This window comes from Dermabacter sp. HFH0086, from assembly GCF_000413375.1.
Lineage (GTDB): Bacteria > Actinomycetota > Actinomycetes > Actinomycetales > Dermabacteraceae > Dermabacter > Dermabacter hominis.
The window spans coordinates 2,052,241-2,079,208 of record NZ_KE340308.1 but is presented as its reverse complement, the minus strand read 5'-3'; the positions used below and the strand labels follow the sequence as shown (position 1 = coordinate 2,079,208).

The following is a 26,968-nucleotide window of genomic DNA, read 5'->3' as shown; positions in this document are numbered from 1 at the left end:
GTGAGCGCTGAGAACATCGATCTCGCGAGCCTTCCCGCCCTCGACAGCACGCGCGGCCACAGTGAGGTCCGCGTGCGCTTTTGCCCGTCGCCAACCGGCACGCCGCATATCGGCATGGTGCGCACCGCCCTGTTCAACTGGGCCTACGCGAAACGCACGGGTGGCACGCTCGTGTTCCGCATCGAGGACACCGACCAAGCGCGCGATAGCGAAGAAAGCTACAACCAGCTTCTCGATGCGATGCGATGGCTTGGCATTACGTGGGACGAAGGCGTGGACGCGGGCGGCGAGGACGGTCCCTATCGCCAGTCGCAGCGCGGTGAGATTTACCAGGACGTCATCCAAAAGCTCAAGGACGGCGGCTACATCTACGAGTCGTTCTCGACTCCCGAGGAAATCCAGCAGCGCCACATTGCCGCTGGCCGCCCGAAGGAATCGGGGTACGACGGTTTCGATCGTGACCTGACCGAAGAGCAGAAGGCAGCGTTCCGCGCCGAAGGACGTGAGCCCGTGTGGCGTGTGCGAATGCCCGATGAAGACATCACGTTCAACGACCTCGTGCGCGGCGAAATCACGTTCAAAGCCGGCTCGACCCCCGACTACGTCGTCGTGCGCGCGAACGGCCAGCCGCTCTACCCCCTCACGAACCCCGTCGACGACGCCCTCATGGGAATCACCCACATCCTGCGCGGCGAAGACATCCTCAGCTCGACGCCCCGGCAGATCGTGCTGTTCGAAGCACTCAAGAAGATCGGCATCGCGAAGTTCACGCCCGAATACGCACACCTTCCCTACGTGATGGGGGAGGGCAACAAGAAGCTCTCCAAGCGCGATCCCGAGTCGAGCCTTTTCCTCTACCGCGACGAGGGCTTCGTGCCCGAGGGAATGATCAACTATCTCTCGCTGCTTGGCTGGGGCTACAGCGGCGATCAGGACATCTTCACGCGCGAACAGTTCGTCGCGAAGTTTGATGTTGCCGACGTGAACCCGAACCCCGCCCGCGTTGACTACAAGAAGGCGCTCGCGATTAACGCCGACCACATGCGCATGCTCGACGAGGCCGAGTTCACCGAGCGCATGATCCCGTACCTCGAAAAGGCCGGGGTTGTCGAAACCCCCATCACCGAGGACCAGCGCGCCCTCCTCGCGAAGGCGACGCCACTCGTGCAGCCGCGCATGAACCTCCTCGGTGAGGCCCCGGGGATGCTGCGCTTCCTCTTCATCGACGATGCCGATCTCGTGATCGAAGAGGACGCCCTCAAGAAGCTTGGCGACGATCCCGTTTCCGTTGTGCGCCGCGCCATCGAGGTCATCGAGGAAGGCGGCAAAGAGAACTTCACGACCGCGACGCTTGAGGCGTCTCTGCGCGAAGCGATTATCGACGGCATGGGCGTCAAGCCCCGGCTCGCGTTCGGGCCGCTTCGTTCGGGCATCTCTGGCCGTCGCGTGAGCCCGCCGCTGTTTGAATCGATGGAGCTTCTCGGCTACGAATCCACGATCGCCCGCCTTTCGTCGTTCGCCGATCTGCTCGCATCCCGGTGAGCGAAGAGACGTTCGAGTACGCGACCGGGCACGGCAGCGCGCACGCCAAGACGATTCTGATCGGCGAGCACGCTGTCGTGTACGGGCATCCCGCGATCGCCTTTCCCATTACCCACTTGAGCCTCACGGCGACGGCCAGGCTTTTGCCCTATCCGGATTCGGTCAGTACTCACGCCGGACGCATCGAGGGATCCGTCTCCGCCGAGGGGTTCGGGACGATCAGCGGCTCGTACTCGCTGACCGAAGGTTTCTCGTTCGATGATCAGACCGTTCCCGGCGATGAAGTGCGTTTCGAGAGTGGCCTCACGCTCGATGTGCCCTCGTCGCGAACGGGGGAGCGGCGTGGAAAGCGGCGCATTGCAACCGTCGGCGACCCTTCCACGGGCGCGATCTACCTCGACGTCGATACGGAAGAGGCCGAGGACGAACTCGCGCAGTCGGCACTGCGGACAATTCTCAGCCACGTGGGCGAGAAGCCTGGACGCGCCGAAGTCACGGTCGAGGGAAGCATTCCCACGGCGCGCGGCCTCGGGTCGAGTGCCGCGATGGCGAGCGCGATCGCCGTTGCCGTTGCGCGCCTATACGGTCATGAACTCACGAGCGAGGAACGTTTCGAGCTCGTGCAGTTCGTCGAACGCATCGCGCATGGAACTCCGAGTGGTCTTGACGCATACCAGACCATGGCGGATGGCCCACTGTGGTTCCAAGCAGGCAAGGCGGAACCGCTCGAACTTGCTCACGCGCCGGCGCTCGTCGTGGCCGACACGGGGCTTCCCGGCCACACCCTCGACGCGGTTCGCGGCATCCGCGAACGGCGTGAACGCGATCCCCGACTCGTGGATCATGCGCTCGAGACGATCGCTTCGCTCGCGCACACCACACGCGAAGCGCTGCGTATCGGCGATATGAGCAGCGTGGGTCGCGCAATGAACGACTGCCAGGAGATTTTGACGGAGCTCGGGGTATCGCATTCGCGGCTCGAACACCTCGTGGGGGCGGCACGCGATGCAGGCGCACTCGGTGCGAAGCTCACGGGTGGAGGCCTGGGCGGCTGCATCATCGCCCTCGCTCCTTCTCACGGCGCTGTCCCCGCGCTTTCGCGTGCGCTTTCGGCTGCCGGTGCGAAGAATGTGTGGTCAATCAACCCTGCGAGTGAGGAGAGCTCATGACCCGCGCTACCGCCGTCGCGCACCCCAATATTGCACTCGTGAAGTATTGGGGGAAAACGGATCGCGAGCTCAATCTGCCCGCGACCGGATCACTGTCGCTGACTCTCGACATATTCCCGACGACCACGACGGTCGAGGTGACGGACGATCCCCTCGACCGGGTCGTCCTCGACGGGGTTGAGCTGTCCGGTGAGGAATCTGCGCGCGTGCGCACGGTCCTTAATCGTGTGCGTGAGCTCGCGGGCTCGGGGGCGCACGCAAACGTCACCTCCACGAACACGGTTCCGACGGCTGCCGGGCTCGCCTCGAGCGCGGCCGCTTTCGCGGCGCTCGCGAAGGCTTCGAGTGTCGCGTACGGGCTTTCGCTGAGCGATGCGGAGCTTTCGCGCCTCGCGCGCCGCGGCTCCGGATCGGCATGCCGCTCAATTTTCGGCGGGCTCGCGCGCTGGAATAAAGGCACGAGTGACGACACGAGTATTGCCGAGCCCCTCGAGTGGAGCGGCGAGCCTCTTTCGATGGTCGTCGCGGTCATCTCGAGCGCGCGCAAGAAGATCGGCAGCCGCGCCGGCATGAACCACACCGTGGAGACCTCTCCCTATTTCGAGGGATGGGTTTCGTCGAACGCCGTGCTTCTGGAGCGCGCGTCGCGCGCCGTGCACGATGCGGATTTCACGAGCCTCGGCGAGATCGCGGAGATGAGCGCCCTTCGCATGCACGCCTCGATGCTCGGCGCGGAGCCGCCTGTGCGATACCTGACGGGCACGAGCTTCGCGATGATCGATGCGGTCCAGGAGCTGCGAGAGCAGGGGATCGAGGCATACGCGAGCGCCGATGCCGGACCCAACGTGAAGATTCTGTGTCGCTCGCGCGAGGCCGCTCTCGTTGCCGAGCGCCTGCGTGAGAGGATCGAAGACGTGAAGATGCATGTTGCGAACGCCGGCCCCGGTGCTTACCTCCTCGATGAGGGTGAGCGCCCGAGCGAAGCATGAGCGCTTTCGAATTCCGCGCCCCGGGAAAGCTTTTCGTCGCTGGCGAGTACGGGGTTGTGCGCGCCGGTAATCCCGCGGTGTTGATCGCCGTGGATCGCGCGGTCACGGCCCGCGTGAGTCCCGTGCGTCGCGCCTTCGGCGTGCGCGTCGCGAGCGAGCAGTGGGGCGAAGAGCGCGACTACGCTCCCGTGATTGCCGAGGCACCAGCATCCGAGCAACCGCGAGAACCTATTTTCCGCGCTCTCGACGTTTTCGTGGAGTATTACGGGCCTCTGCCCGCCCTTGATATTCACGTGTCGTCGACGCTTGATGACAGCGACGGTCGCAAGTATGGCTTTGGCTCTTCCGGCGCCGTTGTCGTCGCGACTATTGGCGCCACGGCTCGCGCCCTCAACATCGCTCTCAGCCCGCGAGAGCTTTTTAAACTTTCGGCCCTCGCCGTCCTCGACGGCAATGTGCGCGCCTCGTGTGCAGATGTCGCCACGAGTGTGCTCGGTGGCTGGGTCCTGTACCGATCATTCGATCGGGAGGCGGTGCGCGATCTGCGCGCACGCGAAGGCGTCAAGAGTGCGCTCGCCGCGCAGTGGCCGGGCCTTGCTCTTGAGTCTCTCGACGTGCCACACGCACTCAAGACCGTCATCGGCTGGAGCGGTGCGCCTGCGTCGACCCGCTCGCTCGTAGCGCAAGTCGACGATGCTGCCGGCGCGGGACGCATCGACTTCGAAGCATTCGCGCGCGAGAACGCTGCGCATGTGGAGCGTTTCGTTGAGGCGGTGCGCACGGGCTCGACGATTGACGCCATGCGCGTGCTCGAGTGCGTCCTCGCTCAATTGCGTGATCTCGACGCTGCGGCAGGAGGAAGCGAGGGGCCGCTCGGCATCGAAACGCCAGAGCTGCGCGCTATGACTGAGATCGCCGTCGCACACGGTGCCGCCGCAAAACTCTCGGGAGCTGGCGGCGGGGACTGCGTTCTTGCCCTCGCCCCGAATGCCGACGTCGCGACCGCGGTGAGACAAGCCTGGCGGCGAGCGGGAATGATCGCGCTCAACGTGGGCGTAGAACCGTCGGACCTCCACGCCCGCACACATGTGACGACCGAAAAGCAAGGAAGCGCCCATGAGTAGTTCCCGCAAAGACGATCACGTTCGACTTGCGATGGAGCAAGAGACCGCCCACCGCCGCTCACGGGACTTCGATGACGTGCGCGTGCTTCATCACGCCCTGAGCGCCGTCAATGTCGAGACCGTGAGCCTCGAGGTTGAAATAGGAGAGCGCACGTGGCCTCTGCCGTTCTATATCAACGGCATGACCGGCGGTAGCGAGTTCACCGGCAAGATTAATCAGGCACTCGCGATCGCTGCTGCGGACACGGGTATCGCGATGGCCTCAGGGTCCATGAGCGCCTACTTCAAAGATCCATCGTGCGCGCCGAGCTTCACCGTTCTTCGTGACGAAAACCCACACGGCTTCCTCATGGCGAACCTTTCAGCGAACGCAAGCCCCGAGCAGGCCTGCGAAGCGGTCGAGCTCATCGACGCCGATGCACTTCAAATCCATGTGAATGCCGTCCAAGAAATCGTGATGCCCGAGGGAGATCGCGAATTCGAGCACTGGGCCCAGCACATCGAGGCGATCGCACGGGCCGTCGATGTTCCCGTGATCGTGAAGGAGGTGGGCTTCGGGATGACGGGGGCTAGCGCACGCACGCTGTCCTCACTCGGTGTTGCCTTTGTGGACGTGGCTGGCAATGGTGGCACTGACTTCGCACGCATCGAGAGCGCGCGCCGCACCGATCAGTTCTCCCACCTCAATGGCTGGGGTCAGAGCGCCGTCGAGAGCCTGATCGATGCGCGCGGGGCGTCGCGCGACACGGGGCTCCCGCTTCTCGCGAGCGGAGGTGTTCGCACGAGCCTCGATGTCCTCAAATGCCTCGCGCTAGGGGCGAAGGCCGTGGGAGTCGCGGGCGGTTTTCTCGCGATCGTGCGCGACCACGGACCCGATGCGCTCATTGGTGAAATCCGAACGTGGAAAGAGCAACTGCGGTCGATGATGGCGCTCGTGGGCGCACGAAACGTCGACGCGCTCACGCGCACAGATCTCGTGCTCACGGGGCGCGTGCGCGAGTACGCGGAGGCGAGAGGCATCGATCTTTCCCCCTACGCGCGGCGCAGCGGAAAGGCGAATGGAGGCACTCATGAGTGACACACGCGAGCAGGGCGCTTTCGCGCAGATTCCCATGAAATGGCTCGGGCCCCTGAGGATCAGCGGAAACGTGGCCGAAGGCGAGGTCGAGGTCCCCCTCGCCACCTACGAGACGACCCTGTTTCCCTCAGTCAAGCGCGGGGCAACGGTGTCCCGGCTCGTCGAGGGCGGAATCCGCACGACCCTCGTTGACGAGCGCATGACCCGCTCGATCCTTTTCGAAGCAGATTCGGCGGCCGATGCCTACGACGCGGCGAGGCGTGTGTGCGCGGATCTGTCCTCGCTTCAGGAGGTTGTCGCCGGCACGAGCCGCTTTGCGCGCCTGATCGAAATCGCCCCCGAGATCGTCGGTAATCTCCTGTATTTGCGCCTCGAGTTCCTCACGGGCGATGCGGCTGGCCACAACATGGTGACCCTCGCCGCAGACGCCCTCATGGCGCACATCGCGAACCGCGAGAGCGCTTTGCGATACGCGAGCATCTCCGGCAACTACTGCACCGACAAGAAAACCTCGGCCGTGAACGGAATTCGAGGGCGCGGCAAGAATGTGATCGCGGAGATCGTCCTTCCCGAAGAGGTTCTGCGCCGGCGACTGCGCACGAGCGCCGAACGTATGGCGGACCTCAATGTGCGCAAGAACCTTGTGGGTGGCATCGCCGCAGGCTCCCTCAGGAGTGCCAATGCACACTACGCCAACATGCTGCTCGGGTTCTATCTCGCGACAGGCCAGGACGCCGCAAACATCGTTGAAGGCAGCCAGGGCATCACGCACACCGAACGCCGGGGCCGAGACGGCGAGGACCTGTATTTCTCGTGCACGATCCCGCATCTCATTGTCGGGTCCGTGGGCAACGGCAAAGGGCTTGATTTCGTGAGTGACAATCTCGCGCGACTGGGATGCCGCGAGGAACGCGAGCCGGGGGAGAACGCCCGACGTCTCGCGGGAATCGCCGCCGCAACAGTCCTATGCGGCGAGCTCTCGCTCATGGCCGCGCAGACCAATCCCGGCGAGCTCATGGCCGCCCACGTCCAGTTTGAAAGGAGTTCGCGATGACGCACGCGATCGGCATCACCGATATCTCAGCGGCGACGACCTCGCTCTTCTTCCCCCTCACTTCGCTCGCCGAAGCACAAGGCACGAGTCCCGGCAAGTATTTGCGCGGAATTGGCCAACATGAGATGAGCGTGCCGGGCGACGACGAAGACATTGTCACTCTCGCGGCCCGGGCGGCTGCGCCCATTATCGAGCGCCACGGCACCGAGGAGATCCGCACGCTCGTGCTCGCGACAGAGACAGGCATCGACCAGTCGAAAGCGGCGGGCATCTACGCGCACGAACTCCTCGGCCTCGAGCACAATGTCCGAGTCGTCGAGCTCAAAGAGGCATGCTATTCGGCAACCGCAGCACTCCAGTTTGCGCTCGGAATCGTGGCGCGCAACCCCGATGAAAAAGTTCTCGTGATCGCGAGCGACATTGCCCGGTACGAGCTTGATTCGAGTGGTGAGGCAACCCAGGGGGCGGGTGCGCTAGCGATGCTCGTGAGCGCTGACCCCGCGATCATGGCAATCGAGCCCGCTTCTGGTCTTTTCACCGAAAACGTCCATGACTTCTGGCGTCCCAATGACCGCACGACCGCCCTCGTCGACGGTCGCTTCTCCGTGACCGTCTACCTGCGTGCCGTGACAGAGGCATACGACGACTACGTGCGCCGCGGGGGAGCGGAGTTCTCCTCCATCGCGCGCATGTGCTTCCACCAGCCGTTCACCAAGATGGCGGCGAAGGCCATGCAGACCCTCGCGAAGCACGCGGGCGCCCAGTCGGTCGCGAGCGCCGTGTCCTCGCTTGAGGAGACCATGATTCACAACCGCCGCCTCGGCAATACGTATACGGCGTCGGTGTACATGGGGCTCTTGTCCCTTCTCGAGAACGCCGAGCTTCGTGCAGGCGAGCGGATTGGAATCTTCAGCTACGGCTCGGGCGCGGTCGCCGAGTTTTTCGCCGGCACGCTCGTCGAAGGGTATCGCGAGCATGTGCGCCCAGGTGCGCTCACGGCCCAGCTCGATGCGCGCCGAGAAATCGGCTATGAGGAGTATCGCGAACGGCACATTCGCGCGGATCGCACGGGCGATTATGAAACGCGTGTGGAGGGTGAGGGCCCATTCCGTTTGGCGGGTGTGCGCGAGTCGGTTCGGGTGTACGAAATAGCTTGAAAACAGGGTCCGACGGTTGCAGGGCCAGCGCCGGAATCCTATTCGTGTGAAAGCTTCCACAAAGGGCGCAGGAAAAGTTGCCGGGGCTTTCGCGCTGGACTACTGTTGTATTTCGTTCGGCTCGCCGGGCAAAACCCTTGGGGTATGGTGTAATTGGCAACACGGCTGATTCTGGTTCAGTTGTTCTAGGTTCGAGTCCTGGTACCCCAGCGATGCAGGTCACACGGCCTGGATTTGGAAACAGCCAGCAGCTTTGCTAAAGTTTCTAAGGCCTCATTGAGGCAAGGCCCCGTTCGTCTAGCGGCCTAGGACGTCGCCCTCTCACGGCGGTAACACCGGTTCAAATCCGGTACGGGGTACAGAGCGAAAGCCCGACCACTTCGGTGGTCGGGCTTTTTCGTGCCCGGGACCTTTCCGGCGTATCCTTAAAGCGAGCAGGGAGTTTGGCTCACAAAAGCGTGAGCCCGGCCGTGGAAGGAAGAAAACCATGAGTGCAAATGAAGGCCGGATCGTTGTCGGCGTCGAAGACACCGAGGAATCCGATCACGCAATCCGCTGGGCGGCGCACAATGCCCTCGCCCTGAATAAGCCCCTGCATCTTGTGCACGCATTCGTGTGGCCGCTCATGGGGGTCGATGTCGATCCCGTTCCCGGCGTGAGTGGGTCGGGCCTCAAGGTCGCCGCGCAACGCTTGCTCGATGAAGCGGCTCAGATCGCCCACGAAGTTGCCCCCGGCTGCGAGGTGACGACCCAGATTGTCGATGGCCGCGCGGTGGACGTGCTCATTCAGCAGTCAGCGACCGCAGATGCGCTCGTGGTCGGCTCGCGCGGGCTCGGTCGCTTCCTCTCGATCATTGTGGGATCGACCAGTTCGGCGCTCCTCACACGCTCGAAATGTTCGATCGTTGTTGTTCGCGGCGACATTGCCGCAGATGGCCCCGTGGCAGTGTTTTACGACGGTGGGACGGCCTTTGACCGCGCGCTCGAGCGCGCCGCAGAGTTTGCGAAGGTGTACGGCACCGGCGTCCGCGTTATTCCCTCGATCGTGATTCCCGAGGAGAGATGGGCGGGCATTCTCGAGAGCGCTCAACGTCACTTGCGCGAGGTTGCGCCCGAGGTGGACGTGGAGATCACCGAGTACGGTCGCCAGCACACGGCGAAAGAGTTGATCCGCCGCAGCGAGGGCACGAGGCTTATCGTTGCGAACGCGCGCGGCAAGCACGGGGAACTTGAGCGTCAGCCCGTCGTGTCGAATACCGCTTTCTTGCAGTACGCGAACACCCCCGTGTGGCTCGAGAGGCAGTAAGCCACTCGAGCCCGTCCAGTGGACTTCTAGTGGCCGCCCTGGCGCACGAGTTCGCTGAGTTTCTCCGCGTAGCTCATGACGAGAGTGGCGTGGATTTTTCCGGGCTGCCGCGTCATGCGGTCGATCGGGCCCGAGATTGAGAGGGCGGCAATGACGCGGTCGCTCGGGCCCCGAACCGGCGCACTCACGGACGCAACGCCCGATTCGCGTTCGCCGACGCTTTGCGCCCACCCGCGTCTGCGCACGGCCGACAGCATTGAGGCTGTGAAGCGTGCCCCGTGAAGGCCGCGGTGGAGGCGGTCTGGCTCTTCCCAGGCGAGAAGAATCTGTGCGGCGGAACCGGCTCGCATCGTGAGCGTTGAGCCTAGTGGGACGGTATCGCGCAGGCCGCTTGGGCGCTCGGCCGTCGCGACGCACACGCGGTGTTCGGCTTGGCGACGATAGAGCTGCGCCGATTCTCCGGAGCGGTCCCTGAGCTCGGCAAGAACGGGCCCGGCGGAGGCGAGGAGGCGGTCCTCGCCAGCGGCGGCGGCGAGTTCCGTCAGGCGAGGCCCGAGGATGAAGCGACCTTGGATATCGCGCGCGACGAGCCTGTGGTGTTCGAGCGCGACCGCGAGCCGGTGAGCCGTCGGCCGGGCGAGCCCGGTTGTGCTCACGAGAGTTGCGAGCGTTGCGGGCCCCGCTTCAAGCGCGCCGAGTACCGTGGCGGCTTTGTCGATCACACCGACGCCGCTTCCCTCTTCGATCTGAATGTTCATGGAATAAGACTATCGTCTCGCGATGTGAAATGCGAGTGCTTCGCCACTGCCCCTTCGCGAAACTTGGTGCCAACGAGCCGTGCGCTTCACGCAAAGGAGCGACGCGGGGAGACGACGATCGAGGAGTCACTCACATGGCGGGAACTCTCGCGGAAAAGGTTTGGCAGGACCACGTAGTCCGCAAGGGCGAAGGCGGAGAGCCGGACCTCCTGTACATTGACCTTCACCTGCTTCACGAGGTGACCTCCCCGCAGGCATTCGAGGGGCTGCGGCTCGAGGGGCGCTTGCCGCGCCGCGTTGACCAAACCCTCGCGACGGAGGATCACAACACGCCGACCGTCGATATCGACAAACCAATTGCCGACCTCACAAGCCGCACCCAGATCAACACCCTGCGTGCCAATGCCGAGGAATTCGGTGTGCGTATCCACTCGCTCGGCGACGTTGACCAGGGCATCGTCCACGTCGTGGGGCCGCAGCTCGGCCTCACGATGCCGGGAATTACGGTCGTGTGTGGCGACTCGCACACCTCGACCCACGGTGCATTCGGCGCGCTTGCCTTCGGCATCGGTACCTCCGAAGTTGAGCACGTCCTCGCAACGCAGACCCTGCCCCTCAAGCCCTTCAAGACCATGGCGATTACGGTCGAAGGATCGCTTAAACCGGGCGTGAGCGCTAAAGACATCATCCTTGCGGTCATCGCGAAGATCGGTACCGGTGGCGGGCAGGGATACGTGCTCGAATACCGCGGAGAAGCCATCCGAAACCTCACCATGGAGGGGCGCATGACGATCTGCAACATGTCGATCGAAGCGGGTGCCCGGGCCGGCATGATCGCCCCCGACGAGACGACCTTTGAGTATGTCAAGGGACGCCCGCACGCGCCGACGGGGGAGGCGTGGGACGAAGCGGTCGAGTATTGGAAGAGTCTCAGGAGCGACGACGACGCGACCTTCGATGCCGAAGTCGTGATCAACGCCGATGAACTCGAGCCATTCGTCACGTGGGGCACGAACCCCGGTCAAGGCCTGCCGCTCTCGGGCGCCGTTCCCGCCCCAGAGGACTTCGCCGACGACAACGCGAAAGCTGCGTGCGAGCGCGCGCTCGAATACATGGACCTCGAGCCCGGGACCGCGCTCAAGGACATTCGCGTTGACACGGTCTTTATGGGCTCGTGCACGAACGGTCGAATCGAAGACCTGCGCGCTTTCACCGATGTGATCCGAGGTCGCACGAAGGATCCGAATGTTCGTGTTCTCGTCGTGCCCGGCTCGGCGCGCGTGCGACTCCAGGCCGAAGCCGAAGGACTCGACAAGGAGATCCTGGCCTTTGGCGCCGAGTGGCGAAACGCGGGATGCTCGATGTGCCTTGGCATGAATCCCGACCAGCTCGCCCCGGGGGAGCGCTCCGCCTCGACCTCGAACCGCAACTTCGAGGGGCGCCAGGGCAAGGGCGGGCGCACCCATCTCGTGTCGCCCGTCGTCGCGGCCGCGACGGCCGTGCGGGGAACCCTTTCATCACCCGCTGACCTCGACAATCTCGAACAACCCGACGCCTCGGTGCGTGCCTGAGGGCCGCGAGGACGCTGGGAAAGGACTCACACCATGGAAAAGTTCATCTCGCACACGGGTATCGGTGTTCCGCTTCGACGCTCCAACGTCGATACCGACCAAATCATCCCCGCCGTGTACCTCAAGCGCGTGACGAAGACGGGTTTCGATGACGGTCTCTTTAGCGCGTGGCGCCAGGATCCAGACTTTGTGCTCAACCGCGAGCCCTACTCGCGAGGCTCCGTTCTCGTCGCAGGCGAAGAGTTTGGTACCGGTTCCTCTCGCGAACATGCGGTGTGGGCGCTTCGCGACTACGGTTTCAAAGCGGTGCTCTCGAGCCGATTTGCGGATATTTTCCGAGGCAACGCCGGTAAGCAGGGCCTCGTTGCCGCAGTCCTTTCGCAGTCGGATATCGAGCAGATCTGGAAGATCCTCGAGAACGCGCCGGGAACCGACATCACCGTCGATCTCGAAAATCGAGTGGTTGAGGTAGCCGATTCGACCTTCTCGTTCGAAATCGACGACTACACCCGTTGGCGCCTCATGGAGGGCCTCGATGACATCGGGCTCACGATGCGGCACGAAGCAGACATCGCGGAGTTTGAAAAGCGTCGGCCTTCCTGGCTCCCGAAGACGCTTCCCGTGCGCACTGCCGACGACCAGTAGCGGGGCTTTTGCGCCCTCGGCGTACACCGGCGCGTGTGCAGTTCTTTTCAAAGCGCTGTTCGGTATGGTGAGACGGTTACCTGTGGGCTCGTCCCGGAAAAGGAATCAACTCCACTATGACCTCAAGCTTCTATGTGCGCGGCGGAAAGCCGCTCGAGGGTGAGATCACCGTTCGTGGTGCAAAGAACCTGGTCTCGAAGGCCATGGTTGCCGCGCTTCTCGGTGAGACCGAAAGCTTCCTCACGAGTGTCCCCGACATCAGCGACGTGAGGATTGTTAGCGAGCTTCTTCGCGTGCACGGCGTAAAAATCGAGCGCGATACGGAAGCGGGAACCCTCCGCATGGACCCGTCGAACGTCGAGCGTGCGCACGTGGCGGACATCGACGCTCACGCGGGAAGCTCGCGCATCCCGATCCTCTTCTGCGGCCCGCTTTTGCACCGCCTCGGTGAGGCCGTGATCCCCGATCTGGGCGGTTGCCGCATCGGCACGCGCCCGATCAACTATCACCTCGACGTGCTGCGCAACTTCGGTGCTCGTGTCGATAAGCGCGAGCACGGCATCTACATCACGGCACCGGATGGTCTTCGTGGTGCAAAAATCCGCCTCGAGTATCCGAGTGTTGGTGCGACCGAGCAGGTGCTCCTCACGGCAGTGCGGGCGAAGGGCATCACTGAACTCGAGAATGCGGCCGTCGAGCCCGAGATCGAGGATCTCATCGCGGTTTTGCAAAAGATGGGCGCGATCATTTCGCTGCGCACCGATCGCACAATCGTGATCGAGGGCGTCGAGAAGCTCAATGGCTACCGTCACCGCTGCATTCCCGACCGCATCGAGGCGGCGAGCTGGGCCTGCGCTGCCCTCGTGACTCACGGCGACGTGTTCGTCCGCGGGGCCGAGCAGAAGGCGATGGGCACCTTCCTCAACGTGCTGCGCAAGATCGGTGCCGGCGTCGATATTCACGACGACGGGATTCGGTTCTACGACACGGGTAAAGGCCTCTCCTCGGCAGCGATCGAGACCGACGTCCACCCTGGCTTCATGACGGACTGGCAGCAGCCCCTCGTCGTGTTGTTGACTCAGGCCAACGGTATTTCGATTGTCCACGAGACCGTGTACGAGAATCGCCTTGGCTTCACGAGCGCGCTCAATGACATGGGCGCGCAGATCCAGGTGTATCGCGAGTGCCTCGGCGGCTCCCGCTGCCGCTTCGGTCAGCGCAACTACAATCACTCGGCGGTTGTGAACGGGCCGCGCCCGCTTGAGGGTGCCGAGATCACGGTCCCGGACTTGCGCGGCGGGTTCAGCTACCTGATCGCAGCTCTCGGGGCTGACGGCGTCTCGCAGATCCACGGCATCGACCTCATCGATCGTGGCTACGAATCCTTCAGGGACAAGCTCACGAAGCTCGGTGCCGATTTCTGGGAAGAGTGAGAACGAATCAACGTTCGAGGTAAGGAGCCAACGGTGACAGAGAATCCCTCGACGCACGCGACCGGTGCGTCGCACGAGCGGTACACGTCTCTCGCACTTCGCGATATTCCGCTTCCGGACTATTGCGATGTCGTGATCGTGCCAACCAAGGGCGTTGATGAACCGGATCCGCGCGTGTGGGCCGAGGCGATTTTCTCTCACGAGAACGCGACGCTGACCTCGCGTGGTGCCCGGGCCGTAAGGGATGAGGCCATTCGCCTTTTCGACCTCGTGCCGCCGCCCGAACGCGAACGCTATGTGAGCGAGGTCGTGGGCTCGGAGGCTCTCATTATCGACGATACGCCCTCGCTCATGATCCGCATCGGCGTTGCCGTCGAGCCCGGTGGTGAGCTCGTGCGGATCACGACGGCGGTCAAGTACCGTACGATCCGCGGTCGCCTCACCTTTGGCCCGCGGCGCATGATGCACGCTTCGGCGATTCATACTCTCGCTAAGCGCGCCCCTGCGACGCTCAGGCGCCGCGAAACAGCGCGTCTCACCTCGCCTCGGGCGCGTCGCGCGGGATTGACGCGCGGTATCCGTCGCAACCGGCAGCTCCCCTCGGGCGACGGTGAACGCTCGAAGTAGGGCGGGCGAGAGCGAAGGCCACATCGCGGTTCTCGGCGCAGGATCGTGGGGCACGGTTTTCTCGCACATGCTCGCGCGAGGCGGCAATCGCGTGCGCCTGTGGGCGCGCCGAGCGGAACTCGCTTCGCAGATCAACGACAACCACGAGAACGCGAGCTACGTTCCCGGTCTTAAGCTTCCCGCCTCCGTCTGGGCCTCGAGCGATACCGAGGACGTTATCCAAGGGGCACGTGGCATCGTCCTCGCCGTCCCCGCCCAGTCCTTGCGCGCGAATCTCGAGGCCTGGCCATCCATTGCCCACCTGCCCGTCGTCTCGCTCATCAAAGGCATCGAGCGCGGCAGCGACGAGCGCATGTCACAGATTCTTGCGACAACCGGCGGCATTAGTGAGAGCCGCATCGCGGTGCTGTCGGGCCCGAACCTCGCGCGGGAGATCGCCCGCGAGCAACCGTGCGCCTCGGTTATCGCCTCAGCGAGCGAGGAAACGGCGCGAGAAGTGGCGTTGTGGTGTTCGGCGCCCTATTTCCGTGCCTACGTGAGCCGCGATGTGACGGGCGTCGAGGTTGCGGGCGCGATGAAGAATGTCATCGCGATCGCCGTTGGTGCCGCCGCCGGGCTCGGTTACGGCGACAATACGCGCGCATCGCTCATTACGCGCGGCCTTGCGGAGATTACGCGGCTCGGCGTTGCCCTCGGGGCGGAAACATCCACGTTTGCTGGGCTCGCCGGGATGGGCGACCTCGTCGCGACGTGCGCCTCTCCGCTTTCGAGGAATTTCAGGCTTGGGAAGGCCCTTGGCGAAGGTCAAAGCCTAGAGGAGGCCAGAGCAAGCGTCGGACAAACCGCCGAAGGCGTCCCTACCGCCCGCGCCGTCGCAGAGCTTGCCGAGCGTTCGCAGCTGGACCTGCCCATCACCCGTGCCCTCGTCGATGTCGTTGATCGCGGGCGTAATATTGCCGAAGTGACGAGCGCACTTCTTTCGCGTTCTGTCCGATTCGAATAGAGGAGCCCACGTGCACACCATCGCGCTGATTTTCGGCGGTCGCTCGAGCGAACACGGCATTTCATGCGTGACCGCCGGCGGTATTTTGCGCCAGATTGACCGCTCGCGTTTTGACGTAGTGCCCATCGGCGTGACGAGCGATGGCCGCTTTGTCGAGGTCACGGGAGATCCCGAGCACTGGCAAATCACGAACGGGCTCGCCCCTCACGTGCCCGATTCGGGTGACGAAATCATCCTCCAGCAGTCGCGACTCGGGCAGGGAAAGGTCGAGCTTCGCGTCGTGCGCGACGGCGGTCGTATTGAGCACCTCGCACATATTGACGCGGTGTTTCCTCTTTTGCACGGGCCCTACGGCGAGGACGGCACGATCCAAGGACTATTCGAGCTCTGGGATGTGCCCTATGTCGGGTCGGGCGTGCTTGCCTCCGCAGCTTCGATGGATAAGGACTTCACGAAGCGCATTCTCGAAGGCGCGGGTCTCAACGTTGCCCGCGGCGTCGTCGTGCGCGCGAGTGAACCTCGAGCGGCGGTGCGCGAGCGCGCATCGAGCCTTACCTATCCGCTGTTCGTCAAACCGGCGCGCGCGGGTTCGAGTTTCGGCGTGACGAAGGTGGACGCCCCCGAGCAGCTCGATGCAGCGCTTGACGAAGCCTTCCGCTTCGACCCGAAGGTACTCATCGAGCAGGGTGTCGAGGGGCGCGAGGTGGAATGCGGCGTTCTCCAGGGAGAGAATGGACAGGCACCGCGCACGAGTCTTCCGGGTGAGGTCGTCATCGGCGAGGACCTCGCGTTTTATGACTACGAGTCGAAGTATTTCGGCAAGGGCACCGTCACGATCGATATCCCCGCGGCGATTCCCGAGCAGTACGTGGCGGCAGTGCGAGAGGTAGCCGCGCGTGCGTTCGAAGCCCTCGAACTCGAGGGACTCGCGCGCGTGGATGTATTCGTGACCGGGGCGGGCGAGGTGATCGTCAACGAGGTCAACACAATGCCGGGCTTCACCCAGATCTCGATGTTCCCCGTGCTGTGGGAGAACATGGGGATTTCCTACGCCGACCTGATCTCTCACCTGATCGACAATGCCCTTGAGCGTGGTGTAGGGCTGCGCTAGGGGCTATTGCGCGTCGTCGAATGCGAGGCAGCGACCACCCGATTGAGGGACCTGCGCAATGAGGCTCGCGAGTTCGATGGCCGCGGCGCTCGGCTGGTCGGGGGCGACCGAGCGAGGCACGGTGACGTCAATTGCCGGTTCTCGCCCGTAGGTCGTCATGTGCACGATCCCGCGCTTGCCGTCTTCTTTCACGATCCAGTCGATCTCCTTGCCGTTGCGCGCGGCGATCGTGGTGCACAGATCGGTCGTGGGCGGGGGAGGGGTCACGCCGCAGCGAAGCACGATCGTACTCTCGCCGTGACCCCATGCGGCTGTTGATTGGGCCGTGGTTTCGCTGCGATCGAGGCCCAGAAGGGTATCGGGAAGCGACACGATGATCTCGGCGCAGCGGGGGTTGGTGGCGTCGGCTTCGGGCGGGGGCACGGCGACGGCTCCGCACGCGGCGAGTGTCAGAATGCTCCCGATCGCGAGCGAGGTGACAAGCGCGCGCCGGAGCGCGCATGCCAGGGGCTGGGCCGGGGGCGTATGCATCATGAACACCACCCTAACTCTCTGTCTGGATCGTGAGTGCCTGGACGGAAGCTGATAATCTTGGTGACCATGAGCGAGAAGTACGCACTGACACCCCGCACCGAGCAGCTTTTCCCCGAAGGGCCGCATGTCACGGTGCGATTCCTCGATCATTCGAGCGACGCGGAGCTTAAGCAGTATTGGGATCTCTACCGCGTTCTTGACGAGGAATTTTGCGACGCTCACGAGCGCCGCACGCCCGGCCAGCTTCGTGCCGAACACGCAGACACCGACCACAAACGTTCATATCAGCTCGTGGCCGAGGTCGAGAGCCTTGAAGGCGCACGCATGATCGCCGGTCTCGCCGAGCTTCAGCTCCCTCTCACTGAGAACACTGATACGCAAGAGATCGAGCTCGTTGTGTATCCCGCGTGGCGAGGCAAAGGTATTGGCACGATGCTCACGGATGCGCTCCGGGACATTATGACGCACGAGGAGCGTCCGAAGGCTTTCGGCTATGCGCTCACCCACGTGGATTCAACTCAGGCGGAAAACGAGCTTCCGGCTTCAAGGATCGCGACCCGGCTTGGCCTCGCGAAGGTCGCCACGGAGTTCGTGAGCACGGTTTCGCTCCCGCTCGATCGCGACCTCGTCGAGGACCTCCACGTCGAGGTCGAAGCTTCCCTTGGCAAGTACCGCATCATTACCTGGGAAGGGGACGTCCCTGAGGAGCACATGGAGCAGTGGTGTGTGCTGCTGAATCAGATGGTCGCGGATGCCCCGACTGAGGATTCTTCGCTTGAGAAGCCCGAGTACGACGAGGAGCGGGTCCGAGCGATCGAAGCGAGGATCGCTGAGCGTGGCTATCGCCGCCTCACGGCGGTCGCCCTCGCGTCGAACGGCACGTTTGCTGGGACGTCATACGTGATGTTTCGCGAGGATGGTTCGCGACTTGGCGAGCAGGCCATCACCCTGGTCATGCCCGAGCACCGCGGGCATAACCTTGGACTCGCGCTTAAGCTCATGACGCATCGCCTCCTGACCGAAACTGAGTCAAAAGTCGATGTGCTGCGCACGTACACGAACCACACCAACACCCACATGAATGCCATAAACGAGCGCCTTGGCTATCGCACGGTCGCGAAAGAGATCACCTTCGAAGGAAAGCTTCGAGGGATTTGAGTGCGGCAGCACGAGACAAGCCTCGGCGAGCTTGGTGAGGCGGGGATCCTCGAGCGAATTGTCCCGTTTTTTCAGCATCGCGATGATGCGGTCATCGTGGGCCCTGGTGATGACTGCGCCGTTGTTCGCGCCGCGGGGGAGCTCGTGTTCACGACCGATGCGATCGTTGAGGGCTACGACTTCATTCTCGGTATTTCTGATCCCGTGAGCATCGGCCGCAAGGCTGCCGTACAGAACCTCGCGGATGTCGCCTCGATGGGGGCGCGGCCGCGCTGGCTGCTGACGACCGTCCTCGCGGGCAAAGACACACCGATCGCGGTACTCGAGGGCATCGCTGAGGGCATTGCGCGCGAGGCACACCCGCTCGGTGCGTCGGTGATCGGCGGGGACCTTGGTACCGCTCGCGAGCTCACGGTTTCGATCACAGCGATCGGCGAACTTGCGCGCTCTGGTGCGGCAGTCGTGCGTTCGGGTGCGAAAGAAGGGGATGTTCTTGCGGTCGGCGGGGAAGTGCTCGGGCTCAGCAGCGCGGGGCTCGCTCAGGTGCTCGGGAAGTCCGACGCCACCCTGCCTGACCTTGAGTCTCGGGGCCAAGCCGTCGCGAGCATTGCGGGCCGTGCACTGTCGTGGCACCTCGCACCCGAGCCTGACCTCTCAGCGGGGTGGGACGCGGGGCGTTCGGCGAGCGCGATGATCGATATCTCCGATGGACTCGTGAGGGATGCGAGCCGAATTGCTCGCGCAAGTGGAGTAAACCTCGACCTGTCGCGGGCGGCGCTCGAGAGTGATTGTGCGCTTCTCGCGCCGCTTGCCAATGTGTTGAGCGTCGATCCCATGGAGTGGGTCCTGGGTTCGGGGGAGGAGCACCTCATGCTCGCGACGTTCCCTCGGTCGGTGTGGGACGAAAACGCTCAGGTGCGTGCCGCATTCCGCGAGATTGGGTGCGTGCGCGCTGCCGAGGGCGATGGCGACGTGCGTCTCGACGGCGTGCCACTCGCCATGTACGGTTGGGACCATTTTTCCGTTTAGGGTGGATGGATGCCTTCTATGCCGATCATGCCCATGAATCCCACGCCCGGCTCTCCCGGGAAATCACAGTGGACGCGCAACCTCGAACGCAATCCTGGCCACTCCCAGTGGTACATCGAGCGCTGGGAGCGGATGCGCGCCGAAGGCAAGGACATCGATGGGGAAGCGCGACTCATCGATGCACTTGCGCCTCGCGGCGCCTTCGTGCTCGATGCCGGGAGTGGAACCGGGCGCGTCGGTGCAGAGCTTGCTCGTCGCGGCCACGACGTTGTGGGGATCGACCTTGACCCAACCCTCGTCGCCTATGCGGAGCGCACCTCGCCGGGCCCCCGCTGGATTACGGGCGACCTTGCCGAGGCATGCGCAATCCTCGGTGAGGGCTCACTCGGAACATTCGACGTGGTTGTCGCGGCGGGCAACGTTGTCACGTTTGTTGCCGAAAACGATAGGCGTCGCGTTCTCGAGAATTTTGCGAGGCTCTTGCGTCCGGGAGGTCGCCTCGTCGCCGGTTTTGGAACGGGCCGCGGGTATTCGCTCGAGAGCTATGTGGCGGATGCTGCCGCCGCGGGCTTCGAGGTCCCCCAGGTGTTTTCGACGTGGGATTTACGCCCGGCGAGCGATGACCCTGGATTCGTCGTCGTCATCTCGGTGAAGGGCGAGGGCAAGGCAGCTAAAGCAACCCCGGCGTGACCTCCCCGGGCGCTCCGTGTATGGCGTCACGGCGGAAGCCTCTTGGGCATGCGAAAAGGACCTCCCCGCGGGGGGGGGGAGGTCCTTTTACTAAGCTTTCGCTCGGGCAGTGCCCGGATGCTCAGGCGGCGCGCTGAACCTTGCCGGCCTTGAGGCACGAGGTGCACACGTTGAGGCGCTTCGAGGTGCCGCCGATCACGGTGCGCACGGACTGGATGTTGGGGCTCCAGCGGCGCGAGGTGCGACGGTGCGAGTGGGAAACGCTCTTGCCGAAGCTCGGGCCCTTGGCGCAAATGTCACACTTGGAAGCCACGGTGTTCTCCTGAATAATCGCTAACGTACTTGATCTTGTGCGCCGAGGCTCATGCAGCGGATCGAGCCGCGTGGCGCTGGGCAACCCCAAAAGCATAGCCCACTCACGCGCGAAGAGCGATAGGGATTCCTTCATAGCCCCTGTGTAGTCAGCCACATCGCGACGTCGGTCGTGAAAGAATGCTGTCAGTGATGGCGGGGCGAAAGGAGCGAGCGTGGTGAAGGCGAAGGCCGACGGTTTCCCCGCGGGCCTCTTGACTCCCAAGGAAACCGCCGCCGCGCGCGCACTGGGTGCGAGGGATGTCGAGGACCTCGTGCGCATTCCACCACGCCGCTATGCCTCGCCCGGTCCCTTGCGCGACCTGCGCCATTTGAGCGAGGGCGACGATATTTCCGTCATCGCGACCGTCGAACGCGTGCGTGAGCGTGCGATGAAGAATCGCAAGGGCACCCTCCTTGATGTGCGCGTGTGCGACGACGAGGGCGAAAGCATCCAACTCACGTTCTTTCTTTTCAAGGCGCACCTCGTCAACTGGCACATGAGCAGGCTGCGCGAGGGTACGCGCGTGCTTGTGAGCGGAACGGTTTCGCGTTTTCGGGGGGAAAACCAGATCGCGCACCCCGACTACCTTCTGCTTGCAAGCGACCCCTCGCCGGAAGAGGCTCGGGCGGTCGCCGCTGCACTCGAGCCCGCCCCCGTGTATCCATTTCGCGGTGCAGCGACGCAGAAGCTCATGCGCTCGCTATTGACAAAAGCGCTGCGACACGTCGACGAGCTGCGCGACGTGATTCCCGCCGCGATTAGGCGTGAGCGCGACCTGCCCACGATCGCTGAGGCGGCGCGGATGCTCCATGCTCCTCACGACCAAACGGAGGTCGAACGCGCCCTGCGGTATTTCCGCTTCGAAGAGGCTTTTGTCATCCAGTCGATTTTCGCCAGGCGTCGAGCACAAGACGTTCAGGACGCCGCCCCGCAGCTCGGGACTTACGGGGACCTCAGCCGGTCACTCGATGGGCGGTTGCCGTTCACCTTGACCTCGTCGCAAAAGGACGTGGGGGAGCAGATCGCCGAGAGGATTGCTGCACCCCACCCCACGTCGCTTCTGCTCCAAGGAGACGTGGGCTCGGGAAAAACCGTGGTGGCGCTGCGCGCGATGGTGCGCGCCGTCGATTCCGGTTTCCAAGCCGTGCTCCTCGCCCCGACGGAAGTACTCGCACGGCAGCATTACTCGACCATCACGGCGATGCTTGGCGACCTTGCGCGCCGCGGTCACCTTGATGCGCACGAGTCGGCGACTCGCGTTCGCCTGCTCGTCGGCGCCCAGAAGGCCTCCGAGCGACGCGAGAGCCTTCTCGATCTCATGAGTGGCGAGGCCGGGATCGCCGTGGGAACACACGCGCTGCTGACCGAGAGCGTCGACTTTTTGAAGCTCGGCCTCGTAATTATCGATGAACAGCATCGCTTCGGCGTGGATCACCGCCGCCAACTGCGGTCCAAGGGACCCGGCGACCTGCGCCCGCACATGATGGTGATGACCGCGACCCCGATCCCTCGATCGGCTGCGCTCGCCCTCGTCGGTGACCTCGATTTGCTCACGCTCGAGGGGCGGCCTCGCGAGGGCGCCGGGGTATCCTCATTTGTCGTGCCCCTGGGCGATACCGCGTGGCGCGAGCGCATGTGGGAGCGCGTCCTCGAGGAAGTCCACGCCGGTCGCCAGGCATTCGTCGTGTGTCCGCGCATCGATCCGGAGGATCCAGCGCAGGCCGCTAGTCTCGCAGATCCGTTCGGGAGCGAACACCCGCTCCACGCGGTCACTCCCACGCTCGAGATGCTGCGGGCGAAACCCGGCTTTGACGCGCTTCGCATCGAGGAATTGCACGGCCGGCTTCCAAGCGACATTAAACGCGAGCGCATGGAGGCGTTTGCCGCTGGTGACATTGACGTGCTCGTGGCGACGACCGTGATCGAAGTCGGCGTCGATGTGCCGAATGCGAGCGTCATGCTCGTGCTCGATGCCGAGCGCTTCGGCCTCGCCCAACTTCACCAGCTCCGCGGCCGTATTGGTCGAGGCGCGCATCCGGGAATCGCGTTCTTTGCCACGCGGTTCCCCCGCCAGAGCGCGCAGCACGACGGGCTCGTAGAACTCGCCTCCACCACTGACGGTTTTGCTCTCGCCGAGCTGGATCTCGAGCGTCGCGGCGGCGGTGACCTTGTCGGTGATATTCAATCGGGAACGTCCGTAGCCGTGCGATTCCTCGACGTGGGCCGCGACGCGCGTATGATCCTTGAGGCTCGCGAAGACGCTCTCGTGACCGAAGCCCTGTCTCGCGGGGTGCTTACGACAAGTAGCCTCGAGGCGCCATCCGCGAGCGAACACGATGCCCTCGATGCCGCGATTGCGCGCCACAGTGCTCGCGGCGTCGACAATCTCGAAAGGAGCTGACCGTGCCCCGCATTATCGCCGGACGACTCGGCGGACGCACCGTGCCGTCACCTCCCACGAACCGCACCCGGCCCACGAGTGATCGCGTGCGCGAAGCAGTTTTCTCAAGGCTCGACTCGTGGGGCGCCGTGCGCGGCTCGACGGTTCTCGACCTCTACGCCGGAACCGGGGCGCTCGCCTTCGAGGCACTATCGCGAGGAGCGGACTTCGCCGTTCTCGTCGAAGCGCATCGCCCCACGGCAAAGGCCATCAGCGAGGCCGCCCGAGCGCTTGGCCTCGAAGAAAGCCTGAGGGTCGAGTGCGGCCAGGCAAGCGTCGGACCCCGCCGGGAGGCCCCCTTTACGCTCGTGTGCGCCGACCCGCCCTACGCCGTTGCGACCGAAGAGCTTGTGAGCCTCGTGACCGGCCTCGGTGCAGCCGGCCAGTTTGCCGATGAGGCGACAATCGTGCTCGAACGTTCCGCGCGAAGCGAAAAAACTCCGCTACCCTCCTATTTCGTTGACGAGGGAGCGCGAGATTTCGGGGACACGAGAGTCGAATACTTCACCTACCTCGATCCAGCGATCACGGAGGCAAGCCGGTAGGCTTAACGCATGCTCACCGCCCTTATCCCGGGGTCATTCGATCCGTTCACTCTCGGGCACCTCGATCTCGTGAGGCGCGCGTATGCGCTCAGCGATCGCGTGATCGTGGCAGTCGCCCACAACCCCCATAAGAGCGCGCGCATCCCCTTCGACGCGCGCTGCGAAGCTATTCGTGAGACGCTTGCCCGCGAGGGCCTTGCCGACAGAGCGAGTGTTGACAAGCTGCCGGGTGGCCTCCTTGTCGAAGGCGCGAAGAAACTCGGCGCAACCCACCTCGTCAAAGGGATACGAAACGCCCAGGACCTCGCGTACGAGGAACCCATGGCGCGGGCCAATATGGACCTCGGCGGGCTAGACACGCTCTTCCTCTTGACCGATCCCGCTCTCGCGCACATCTCGAGCTCGCTCGTTCGAGAGATTTACTCCCTCGGCGGTGATGCGAGCCGCTATCTTCCGGATGCGTCAACGCGCGCCCTCACCGCCGCATACACAACGCCAGCCGCAGACTCAAAGGAGCAATCATGACCGACGCGAAGGGCAAGAACACCCCGCGCCCCCGAAAGAAGGACGCCCAGGCCGAAAAACCCTTCAACGCGGGGCTCGATCTTGAGATCGACGCGATCGATCTCATCCATAAAATCGGCTCGCAGCGCACCATTTCGCGCAAGGCAACCTCCACGCAGCCCGTGGGCGACCCCGAATTTGCCGTGAGGCCCGGCGACGACATCACGGTCGAGGCGAGCCTCGAATCGGTCGATGAAGGCATATACGTGACCGGGACGGCACACGCAGACGTCCATGCCGAGTGCTCGCGCTGCCTCGACCCGGTTGACGACCACCTCGACGTGCGCTTCGACGAACTGTTTAGCTACCCCGAGAAGGTTCCGGCCGAGCTCGAAGACGAGGACGTCCCCGTGCTCGAGGGCGATGTGATCGACCTCGGCCCTCTCGTTCACGACGCTTTTGCGATGGCCGCGCCCTACCAACCTTTGTGCCGCGAGGACTGCCCGGGCCTCTGCTCCCAGTGCGGCATGCGTATGGAAGACGATCCCGACCATGAGCACGTCATCTACGACCCGCGTTTTGCGGCGCTCGCCGGACTGCTCGAGCAGGACGACGATCGCGAGGGTGAGGAGAAGTGAGCCGCAAGCGCAAACGGCAGCCCATTCCGCACCTCGAGGATCGCAGCGGACTGTTGGCTTCGCTCCCACTGAAGGGCGAGCTCGATCCCGACCTGCTCGACCTCGCGCTCACCCACCGCTCCTACAGTTTTGAAAACGACGAGTGCCCGCAAAATGAACGCCTCGAGTACCTCGGCGACGCGGTGCTGAGCCTCGCCGTCGCCGACCACCTGTACCGCACCTACCCGGACGCATCCCAGGGTTCTCTTTCTCGCCGCCGCTCGACCGTCGTGAGCACGCGCGCCCTTTCACACATCGCACGCCTGCACAACCTTGGCGCCTACCTCAAACTCGGCAAGGGCGAGTCCCTTACGGGTGGGCGGGACCGAGATTCCGTGCTCGAGGATGCCGTCGAAGCGATTATCGGAGCCGTGCACCTGAGCCTCGGCGCCGAAGCGGCCCGCGTATTCGTGCTCGACCTCCTTTCTCCGATCCTCGACGACGACACGTTCATGCTCGGCGCATTCGACTACAAGTCGCGGCTGCAGGAGATCGGCGCGCTTCTCAGCGCTGTCCCCGCCTACACGTACGAGGAATGGACAGCGGGCGATACCGAACACTTCCGCGCGCACGTGAGCGTTGGCGAAACCCTCGCGGGGACAGGCGAAGGCACGAGCAAGAAGGGGGCCGAGATGGAGGCCGCCCGCAGGGCCGTCCTCGCGTACTACAGCGCACGCGGCGAGACATTCACGATGTTCGAAGAGTAGGGCAGGCCCGCGGTGCCCGAGCTTCCCGAGGTTGAGGTCGTCCGTCGAGGCCTCGAGCCGTACATGGCCTCGCGCGTGATCGAACGCGTCGAAGTGCTCGATGCGCGCTCGCTCAAGCGCCACGCTGGCGGCGCGGAAAGTTTCGTGCGGCAGCTTGAGGGACGCCGCGTTCGCTCGGTTGCGAGGCGAGGGAAGTTCCTGTGGGCGCCGCTGTCCGACGCCGGCTACGCTCCTTCGAATCCTTCAGCGCACGGCGAAGCGCTCGTCATGCATCTGGGCATGAGTGGCCAGCTTCGTGTTCGCGACGGGGCAGTGAGTGGGGCGCCTCAAGCGTCGGAACCGCACGTGAGCGAGGGGCCCGCGCCGGATCCCGTGACCCACCTACGCATTCGCCTTCACATGGAGGGCGGTGCGCGCATCGATTTTGTGGATCAGCGGATTTTTGGCGGGATGCACGTAAGCCCGCTGATCGGTACGGCCGATGCTCGTGCAGGGGGCGAGGGCACCGATCTTCCGCTCATTCCGCAAAGCGCGGCGCATATTGCCCGTGACCTGCTCGATCCTTGTCTCGATGAAGAGCTCCTCGTGCGCCGGATCCGTAGGCGCACGGCCCCCATCAAATCCGTCATCCTGGATCAAAGCACCCTCAGCGGGATCGGGAATATCTACGCTGATGAGGGCCTATGGGAGGCGCGGCTGCATTTCGCGCGCCCCGCGATCGGGATCTCGAGTCGAAAGGTCAAGGAGCTTCTGGGGGCGTGCCGTGAAGTCATGCAGCGCGCCCTCGAGGTGGGCGGCACGAGCTTCGATGCGCTATACGTGAACGTCGACGGCCGAAGCGGCTATTTCGCTCGGTCGCTGAAGGCCTACGGCAAGCACGGCACCCCGTGCCCACGGTGCAATCGTGCCCTCGTGCGGGCGCAATTCCAGAATCGCTCGAGCCACTTCTGCCCCTATTGCCAGCGCCTGCGCTAAAGGGTCTACAGAAGCACGGAGCGTGCGAGCGCGTAGCCGCACGCTCTTATACGCCCGCATAAAGGTGTTGTAGTGGGGCATTTGGTCCCCGTTCGGCTAGGATGTCCGGGTAGGACATGTGAGGATCACGATCAATCGAACTGGAGAGTACCGCGTGAGCGAAGTAAGCGGCGATCAGTACCGCGTCATGATTGTCGACGACCACGAAGTTGTGCGTCGCGGCATCGTTGCCGTCATTGACGCGGATGCCCGCCTCAGCGTTGTCGCCGAGGCAAGCACCGTTGGCGAAGCCAAGCGTCGGCTTCCCGCCGTCCAGCCAGACATCCTCGTCACGGACCTCCAGCTCCCCGACGGTACCGGAATCGACGTCATGAACGCGGCCCGCCAGGAGAACGAGAACCAGACCATGCTCGTGCTCACCTCGTTCAACGATGATGCGGCGATCCGCGAATCCCGCGCTGCTGGCGCCTCGGGGCTCCTCCTCAAATCCGTGCGCTCGGCCGAGATCATCTCGACGATCCTCAAGGTGGCGAACGGCGAAACCGCGTGGCCCGCGGGCGGCACGAGCGAAGACGAATTCGACTTCTCCGCCGTCGAACGCCGCATCGTTGAGTACATCGGTGACGGGCTCGCGAACCGCGAAATCGCCGACCAGCTCGGCGTCGCCGAAAAGACCGTCAAGAACCGCATCACGGGCATCCTCCACAAAATGGGGCTGCAGCGCCGCACTCAGGTCGCGGCCTGGGTCGTCTCGCGCCGTCGAGCCGACTGGAAGTAACGCCCCTGC

Annotated in this window: 27 protein-coding genes and 2 tRNA genes; 26 read left to right on the top strand and 3 right to left on the bottom strand. The window is 64.0% G+C overall.

Features of this window, described 5'->3' with window-relative positions; translation table 11 throughout:
* The 10 genes from gltX (at window position 1) to HMPREF1484_RS09140 (ending at window position 9,419) form a co-directional block, all read left to right on the top strand.
* Window positions 1–1,542 carry a glutamate--tRNA ligase gene (gene gltX / locus HMPREF1484_RS09185; protein ID WP_016664760.1) on the top strand — a complete coding sequence of 514 codons (1,542 nt, stop codon included), beginning with the start codon at window positions 1–3 and terminating at the stop codon, window positions 1,540–1,542.
* Entirely contained in the window at window positions 1,539–2,711 is a 1,173-nt protein-coding gene (gene mvk / locus HMPREF1484_RS11010) for a mevalonate kinase (protein ID WP_016664759.1), read from the top strand. Before gltX ends, mvk begins: the two co-directional genes overlap by 4 nt.
* A complete protein-coding gene (gene mvaD / locus HMPREF1484_RS09175) occupies window positions 2,708–3,700 on the top strand; it encodes a diphosphomevalonate decarboxylase (protein ID WP_016664758.1) in 993 nt (330 codons plus the stop codon). The genes mvk and mvaD overlap by 4 nt, the downstream gene beginning before the upstream one ends.
* Window positions 3,697–4,824 carry a phosphomevalonate kinase gene (locus HMPREF1484_RS09170; RefSeq protein ID WP_016664757.1) on the top strand — a complete coding sequence of 376 codons (1,128 nt, stop codon included), beginning with the start codon at window positions 3,697–3,699 and terminating at the stop codon, window positions 4,822–4,824. The genes mvaD and HMPREF1484_RS09170 overlap by 4 nt, the downstream gene beginning before the upstream one ends.
* Entirely contained in the window at window positions 4,817–5,902 is a 1,086-nt protein-coding gene (gene fni / locus HMPREF1484_RS09165) for a type 2 isopentenyl-diphosphate Delta-isomerase (protein ID WP_016664756.1), read from the top strand. Before HMPREF1484_RS09170 ends, fni begins: the two co-directional genes overlap by 8 nt.
* Window positions 5,895–6,956, top strand: a complete 1,062-nt coding sequence (locus tag HMPREF1484_RS09160; RefSeq protein WP_016664755.1) for a hydroxymethylglutaryl-CoA reductase (NADPH) — start codon at window positions 5,895–5,897, stop codon at window positions 6,954–6,956. Before fni ends, HMPREF1484_RS09160 begins: the two co-directional genes overlap by 8 nt.
* Entirely contained in the window at window positions 6,953–8,113 is a 1,161-nt protein-coding gene (locus HMPREF1484_RS09155) for a hydroxymethylglutaryl-CoA synthase (RefSeq protein WP_016664754.1), read from the top strand. Before HMPREF1484_RS09160 ends, HMPREF1484_RS09155 begins: the two co-directional genes overlap by 4 nt.
* Before the next feature lie 138 nt (window positions 8,114–8,251).
* A tRNA-Gln gene (locus HMPREF1484_RS09150) sits at window positions 8,252–8,323 on the top strand.
* Between the two features lie 76 nt (window positions 8,324–8,399).
* Window positions 8,400–8,472, top strand: a tRNA-Glu gene (locus tag HMPREF1484_RS09145).
* 128 nt (window positions 8,473–8,600) lie between these two features.
* Window positions 8,601–9,419 carry a universal stress protein gene (locus HMPREF1484_RS09140; protein ID WP_016664753.1) on the top strand — a complete coding sequence of 273 codons (819 nt, stop codon included), beginning with the start codon at window positions 8,601–8,603 and terminating at the stop codon, window positions 9,417–9,419.
* 26 nt (window positions 9,420–9,445) lie between these two features.
* Here the strand turns inward: HMPREF1484_RS09140 and HMPREF1484_RS09135 are convergent, their stop codons facing one another.
* On the bottom strand, window positions 9,446–10,165 hold the full coding sequence (locus tag HMPREF1484_RS09135) for an IclR family transcriptional regulator (RefSeq protein ID WP_040387009.1): 720 nt from the start codon (window positions 10,163–10,165) through the stop codon (window positions 9,446–9,448).
* Between the two features lie 146 nt (window positions 10,166–10,311).
* Here HMPREF1484_RS09135 and leuC point away from each other — a divergent pair, with 146 nt between their 5' ends.
* The 6 genes from leuC to HMPREF1484_RS09105 all read left to right on the top strand — a co-directional run bounded on the left by leuC (window position 10,312) and on the right by HMPREF1484_RS09105 (window position 16,567).
* Window positions 10,312–11,748 carry a 3-isopropylmalate dehydratase large subunit gene (leuC, locus tag HMPREF1484_RS09130; protein WP_016664751.1) on the top strand — a complete coding sequence of 479 codons (1,437 nt, stop codon included), beginning with the start codon at window positions 10,312–10,314 and terminating at the stop codon, window positions 11,746–11,748.
* A gap of 33 nt (window positions 11,749–11,781) precedes the next feature.
* Window positions 11,782–12,393, top strand: coding sequence for a 3-isopropylmalate dehydratase small subunit (leuD, locus tag HMPREF1484_RS09125; RefSeq protein ID WP_016664750.1), 612 nt, complete (start codon window positions 11,782–11,784; stop codon window positions 12,391–12,393).
* A 116-nt stretch (window positions 12,394–12,509) separates the two neighbouring features.
* On the top strand, window positions 12,510–13,826 hold the full coding sequence (gene murA, locus HMPREF1484_RS09120) for a UDP-N-acetylglucosamine 1-carboxyvinyltransferase (protein WP_016664749.1): 1,317 nt from the start codon (window positions 12,510–12,512) through the stop codon (window positions 13,824–13,826).
* 33 nt (window positions 13,827–13,859) lie between these two features.
* Window positions 13,860–14,453: a hypothetical protein gene (locus HMPREF1484_RS09115; RefSeq protein ID WP_016664748.1), complete on the top strand. Its 594-nt coding sequence runs from the start codon at window positions 13,860–13,862 to the stop codon at window positions 14,451–14,453.
* Entirely contained in the window at window positions 14,437–15,456 is a 1,020-nt protein-coding gene (locus HMPREF1484_RS09110; RefSeq protein ID WP_197736231.1) for an NAD(P)H-dependent glycerol-3-phosphate dehydrogenase, read from the top strand. Before HMPREF1484_RS09115 ends, HMPREF1484_RS09110 begins: the two co-directional genes overlap by 17 nt.
* Window positions 15,457–15,466: 10 nt before the next feature.
* Window positions 15,467–16,567 carry a D-alanine--D-alanine ligase family protein gene (locus HMPREF1484_RS09105; RefSeq protein WP_016664746.1) on the top strand — a complete coding sequence of 367 codons (1,101 nt, stop codon included), beginning with the start codon at window positions 15,467–15,469 and terminating at the stop codon, window positions 16,565–16,567.
* A 3-nt stretch (window positions 16,568–16,570) separates the two neighbouring features.
* Here the strand turns inward: HMPREF1484_RS09105 and HMPREF1484_RS09100 are convergent, their stop codons facing one another.
* A complete protein-coding gene (locus HMPREF1484_RS09100; RefSeq protein WP_016664745.1) occupies window positions 16,571–17,101 on the bottom strand; it encodes a DUF3515 family protein in 531 nt (176 codons plus the stop codon).
* A gap of 66 nt (window positions 17,102–17,167) precedes the next feature.
* On the opposite strand from HMPREF1484_RS09100, the gene HMPREF1484_RS09095 reads away from it, so the two are divergent.
* Genes HMPREF1484_RS09095 through HMPREF1484_RS09085 form a run of 3 tightly spaced genes read left to right on the top strand, consistent with a single transcriptional unit; the run spans window position 17,168 to window position 19,978 of the window.
* On the top strand, window positions 17,168–18,259 hold the full coding sequence (locus tag HMPREF1484_RS09095; protein ID WP_051120663.1) for a GNAT family N-acetyltransferase: 1,092 nt from the start codon (window positions 17,168–17,170) through the stop codon (window positions 18,257–18,259).
* The gene (gene thiL, locus HMPREF1484_RS09090) at window positions 18,260–19,288 is read left to right on the top strand and encodes a thiamine-phosphate kinase (protein WP_016664743.1); all 1,029 of its coding nucleotides are present in this window, start codon (window positions 18,260–18,262) and stop codon (window positions 19,286–19,288) included.
* An 18-nt stretch (window positions 19,289–19,306) separates the two neighbouring features.
* Window positions 19,307–19,978: a class I SAM-dependent methyltransferase gene (locus HMPREF1484_RS09085; RefSeq protein ID WP_332067301.1), complete on the top strand. Its 672-nt coding sequence runs from the start codon at window positions 19,307–19,309 to the stop codon at window positions 19,976–19,978.
* A gap of 121 nt (window positions 19,979–20,099) precedes the next feature.
* Here the strand turns inward: HMPREF1484_RS09085 and rpmB are convergent, their stop codons facing one another.
* Window positions 20,100–20,291: a 50S ribosomal protein L28 gene (rpmB, locus tag HMPREF1484_RS09080; RefSeq protein ID WP_016664741.1), complete on the bottom strand. Its 192-nt coding sequence runs from the start codon at window positions 20,289–20,291 to the stop codon at window positions 20,100–20,102.
* 214 nt (window positions 20,292–20,505) lie between these two features.
* On the opposite strand from rpmB, the gene HMPREF1484_RS09075 reads away from it, so the two are divergent.
* The 7 genes from HMPREF1484_RS09075 (at window position 20,506) to HMPREF1484_RS09045 (ending at window position 26,959) form a co-directional block, all read left to right on the top strand.
* Entirely contained in the window at window positions 20,506–22,734 is a 2,229-nt protein-coding gene (locus tag HMPREF1484_RS09075) for an ATP-dependent DNA helicase RecG (protein ID WP_016664740.1), read from the top strand.
* Window positions 22,735–22,736: 2 nt separating this feature from the next.
* A complete protein-coding gene (locus HMPREF1484_RS09070; protein WP_016664739.1) occupies window positions 22,737–23,318 on the top strand; it encodes an RsmD family RNA methyltransferase in 582 nt (193 codons plus the stop codon).
* Between the two features lie 9 nt (window positions 23,319–23,327).
* Complete coding sequence (gene coaD / locus HMPREF1484_RS09065) at window positions 23,328–23,843, top strand: pantetheine-phosphate adenylyltransferase (RefSeq protein ID WP_016664738.1); 516 nt, start codon at window positions 23,328–23,330, stop codon at window positions 23,841–23,843.
* On the top strand, window positions 23,840–24,460 hold the full coding sequence (locus HMPREF1484_RS09060) for a DUF177 domain-containing protein (RefSeq protein WP_016664737.1): 621 nt from the start codon (window positions 23,840–23,842) through the stop codon (window positions 24,458–24,460). The genes coaD and HMPREF1484_RS09060 overlap by 4 nt, the downstream gene beginning before the upstream one ends.
* Window positions 24,457–25,206 (top strand): ribonuclease III, encoded by a 750-nt coding sequence (rnc, locus tag HMPREF1484_RS09055; RefSeq protein ID WP_016664736.1) that lies wholly within the window; start codon window positions 24,457–24,459, stop codon window positions 25,204–25,206. Before HMPREF1484_RS09060 ends, rnc begins: the two co-directional genes overlap by 4 nt.
* Before the next feature lie 12 nt (window positions 25,207–25,218).
* On the top strand, window positions 25,219–26,181 hold the full coding sequence (gene mutM, locus HMPREF1484_RS09050) for a bifunctional DNA-formamidopyrimidine glycosylase/DNA-(apurinic or apyrimidinic site) lyase (RefSeq protein ID WP_016664735.1): 963 nt from the start codon (window positions 25,219–25,221) through the stop codon (window positions 26,179–26,181).
* 187 nt (window positions 26,182–26,368) lie between these two features.
* On the top strand, window positions 26,369–26,959 hold the full coding sequence (locus HMPREF1484_RS09045) for a response regulator transcription factor (RefSeq protein WP_034374951.1): 591 nt from the start codon (window positions 26,369–26,371) through the stop codon (window positions 26,957–26,959).
* Window positions 26,960–26,968 lie beyond the last annotated feature (9 nt).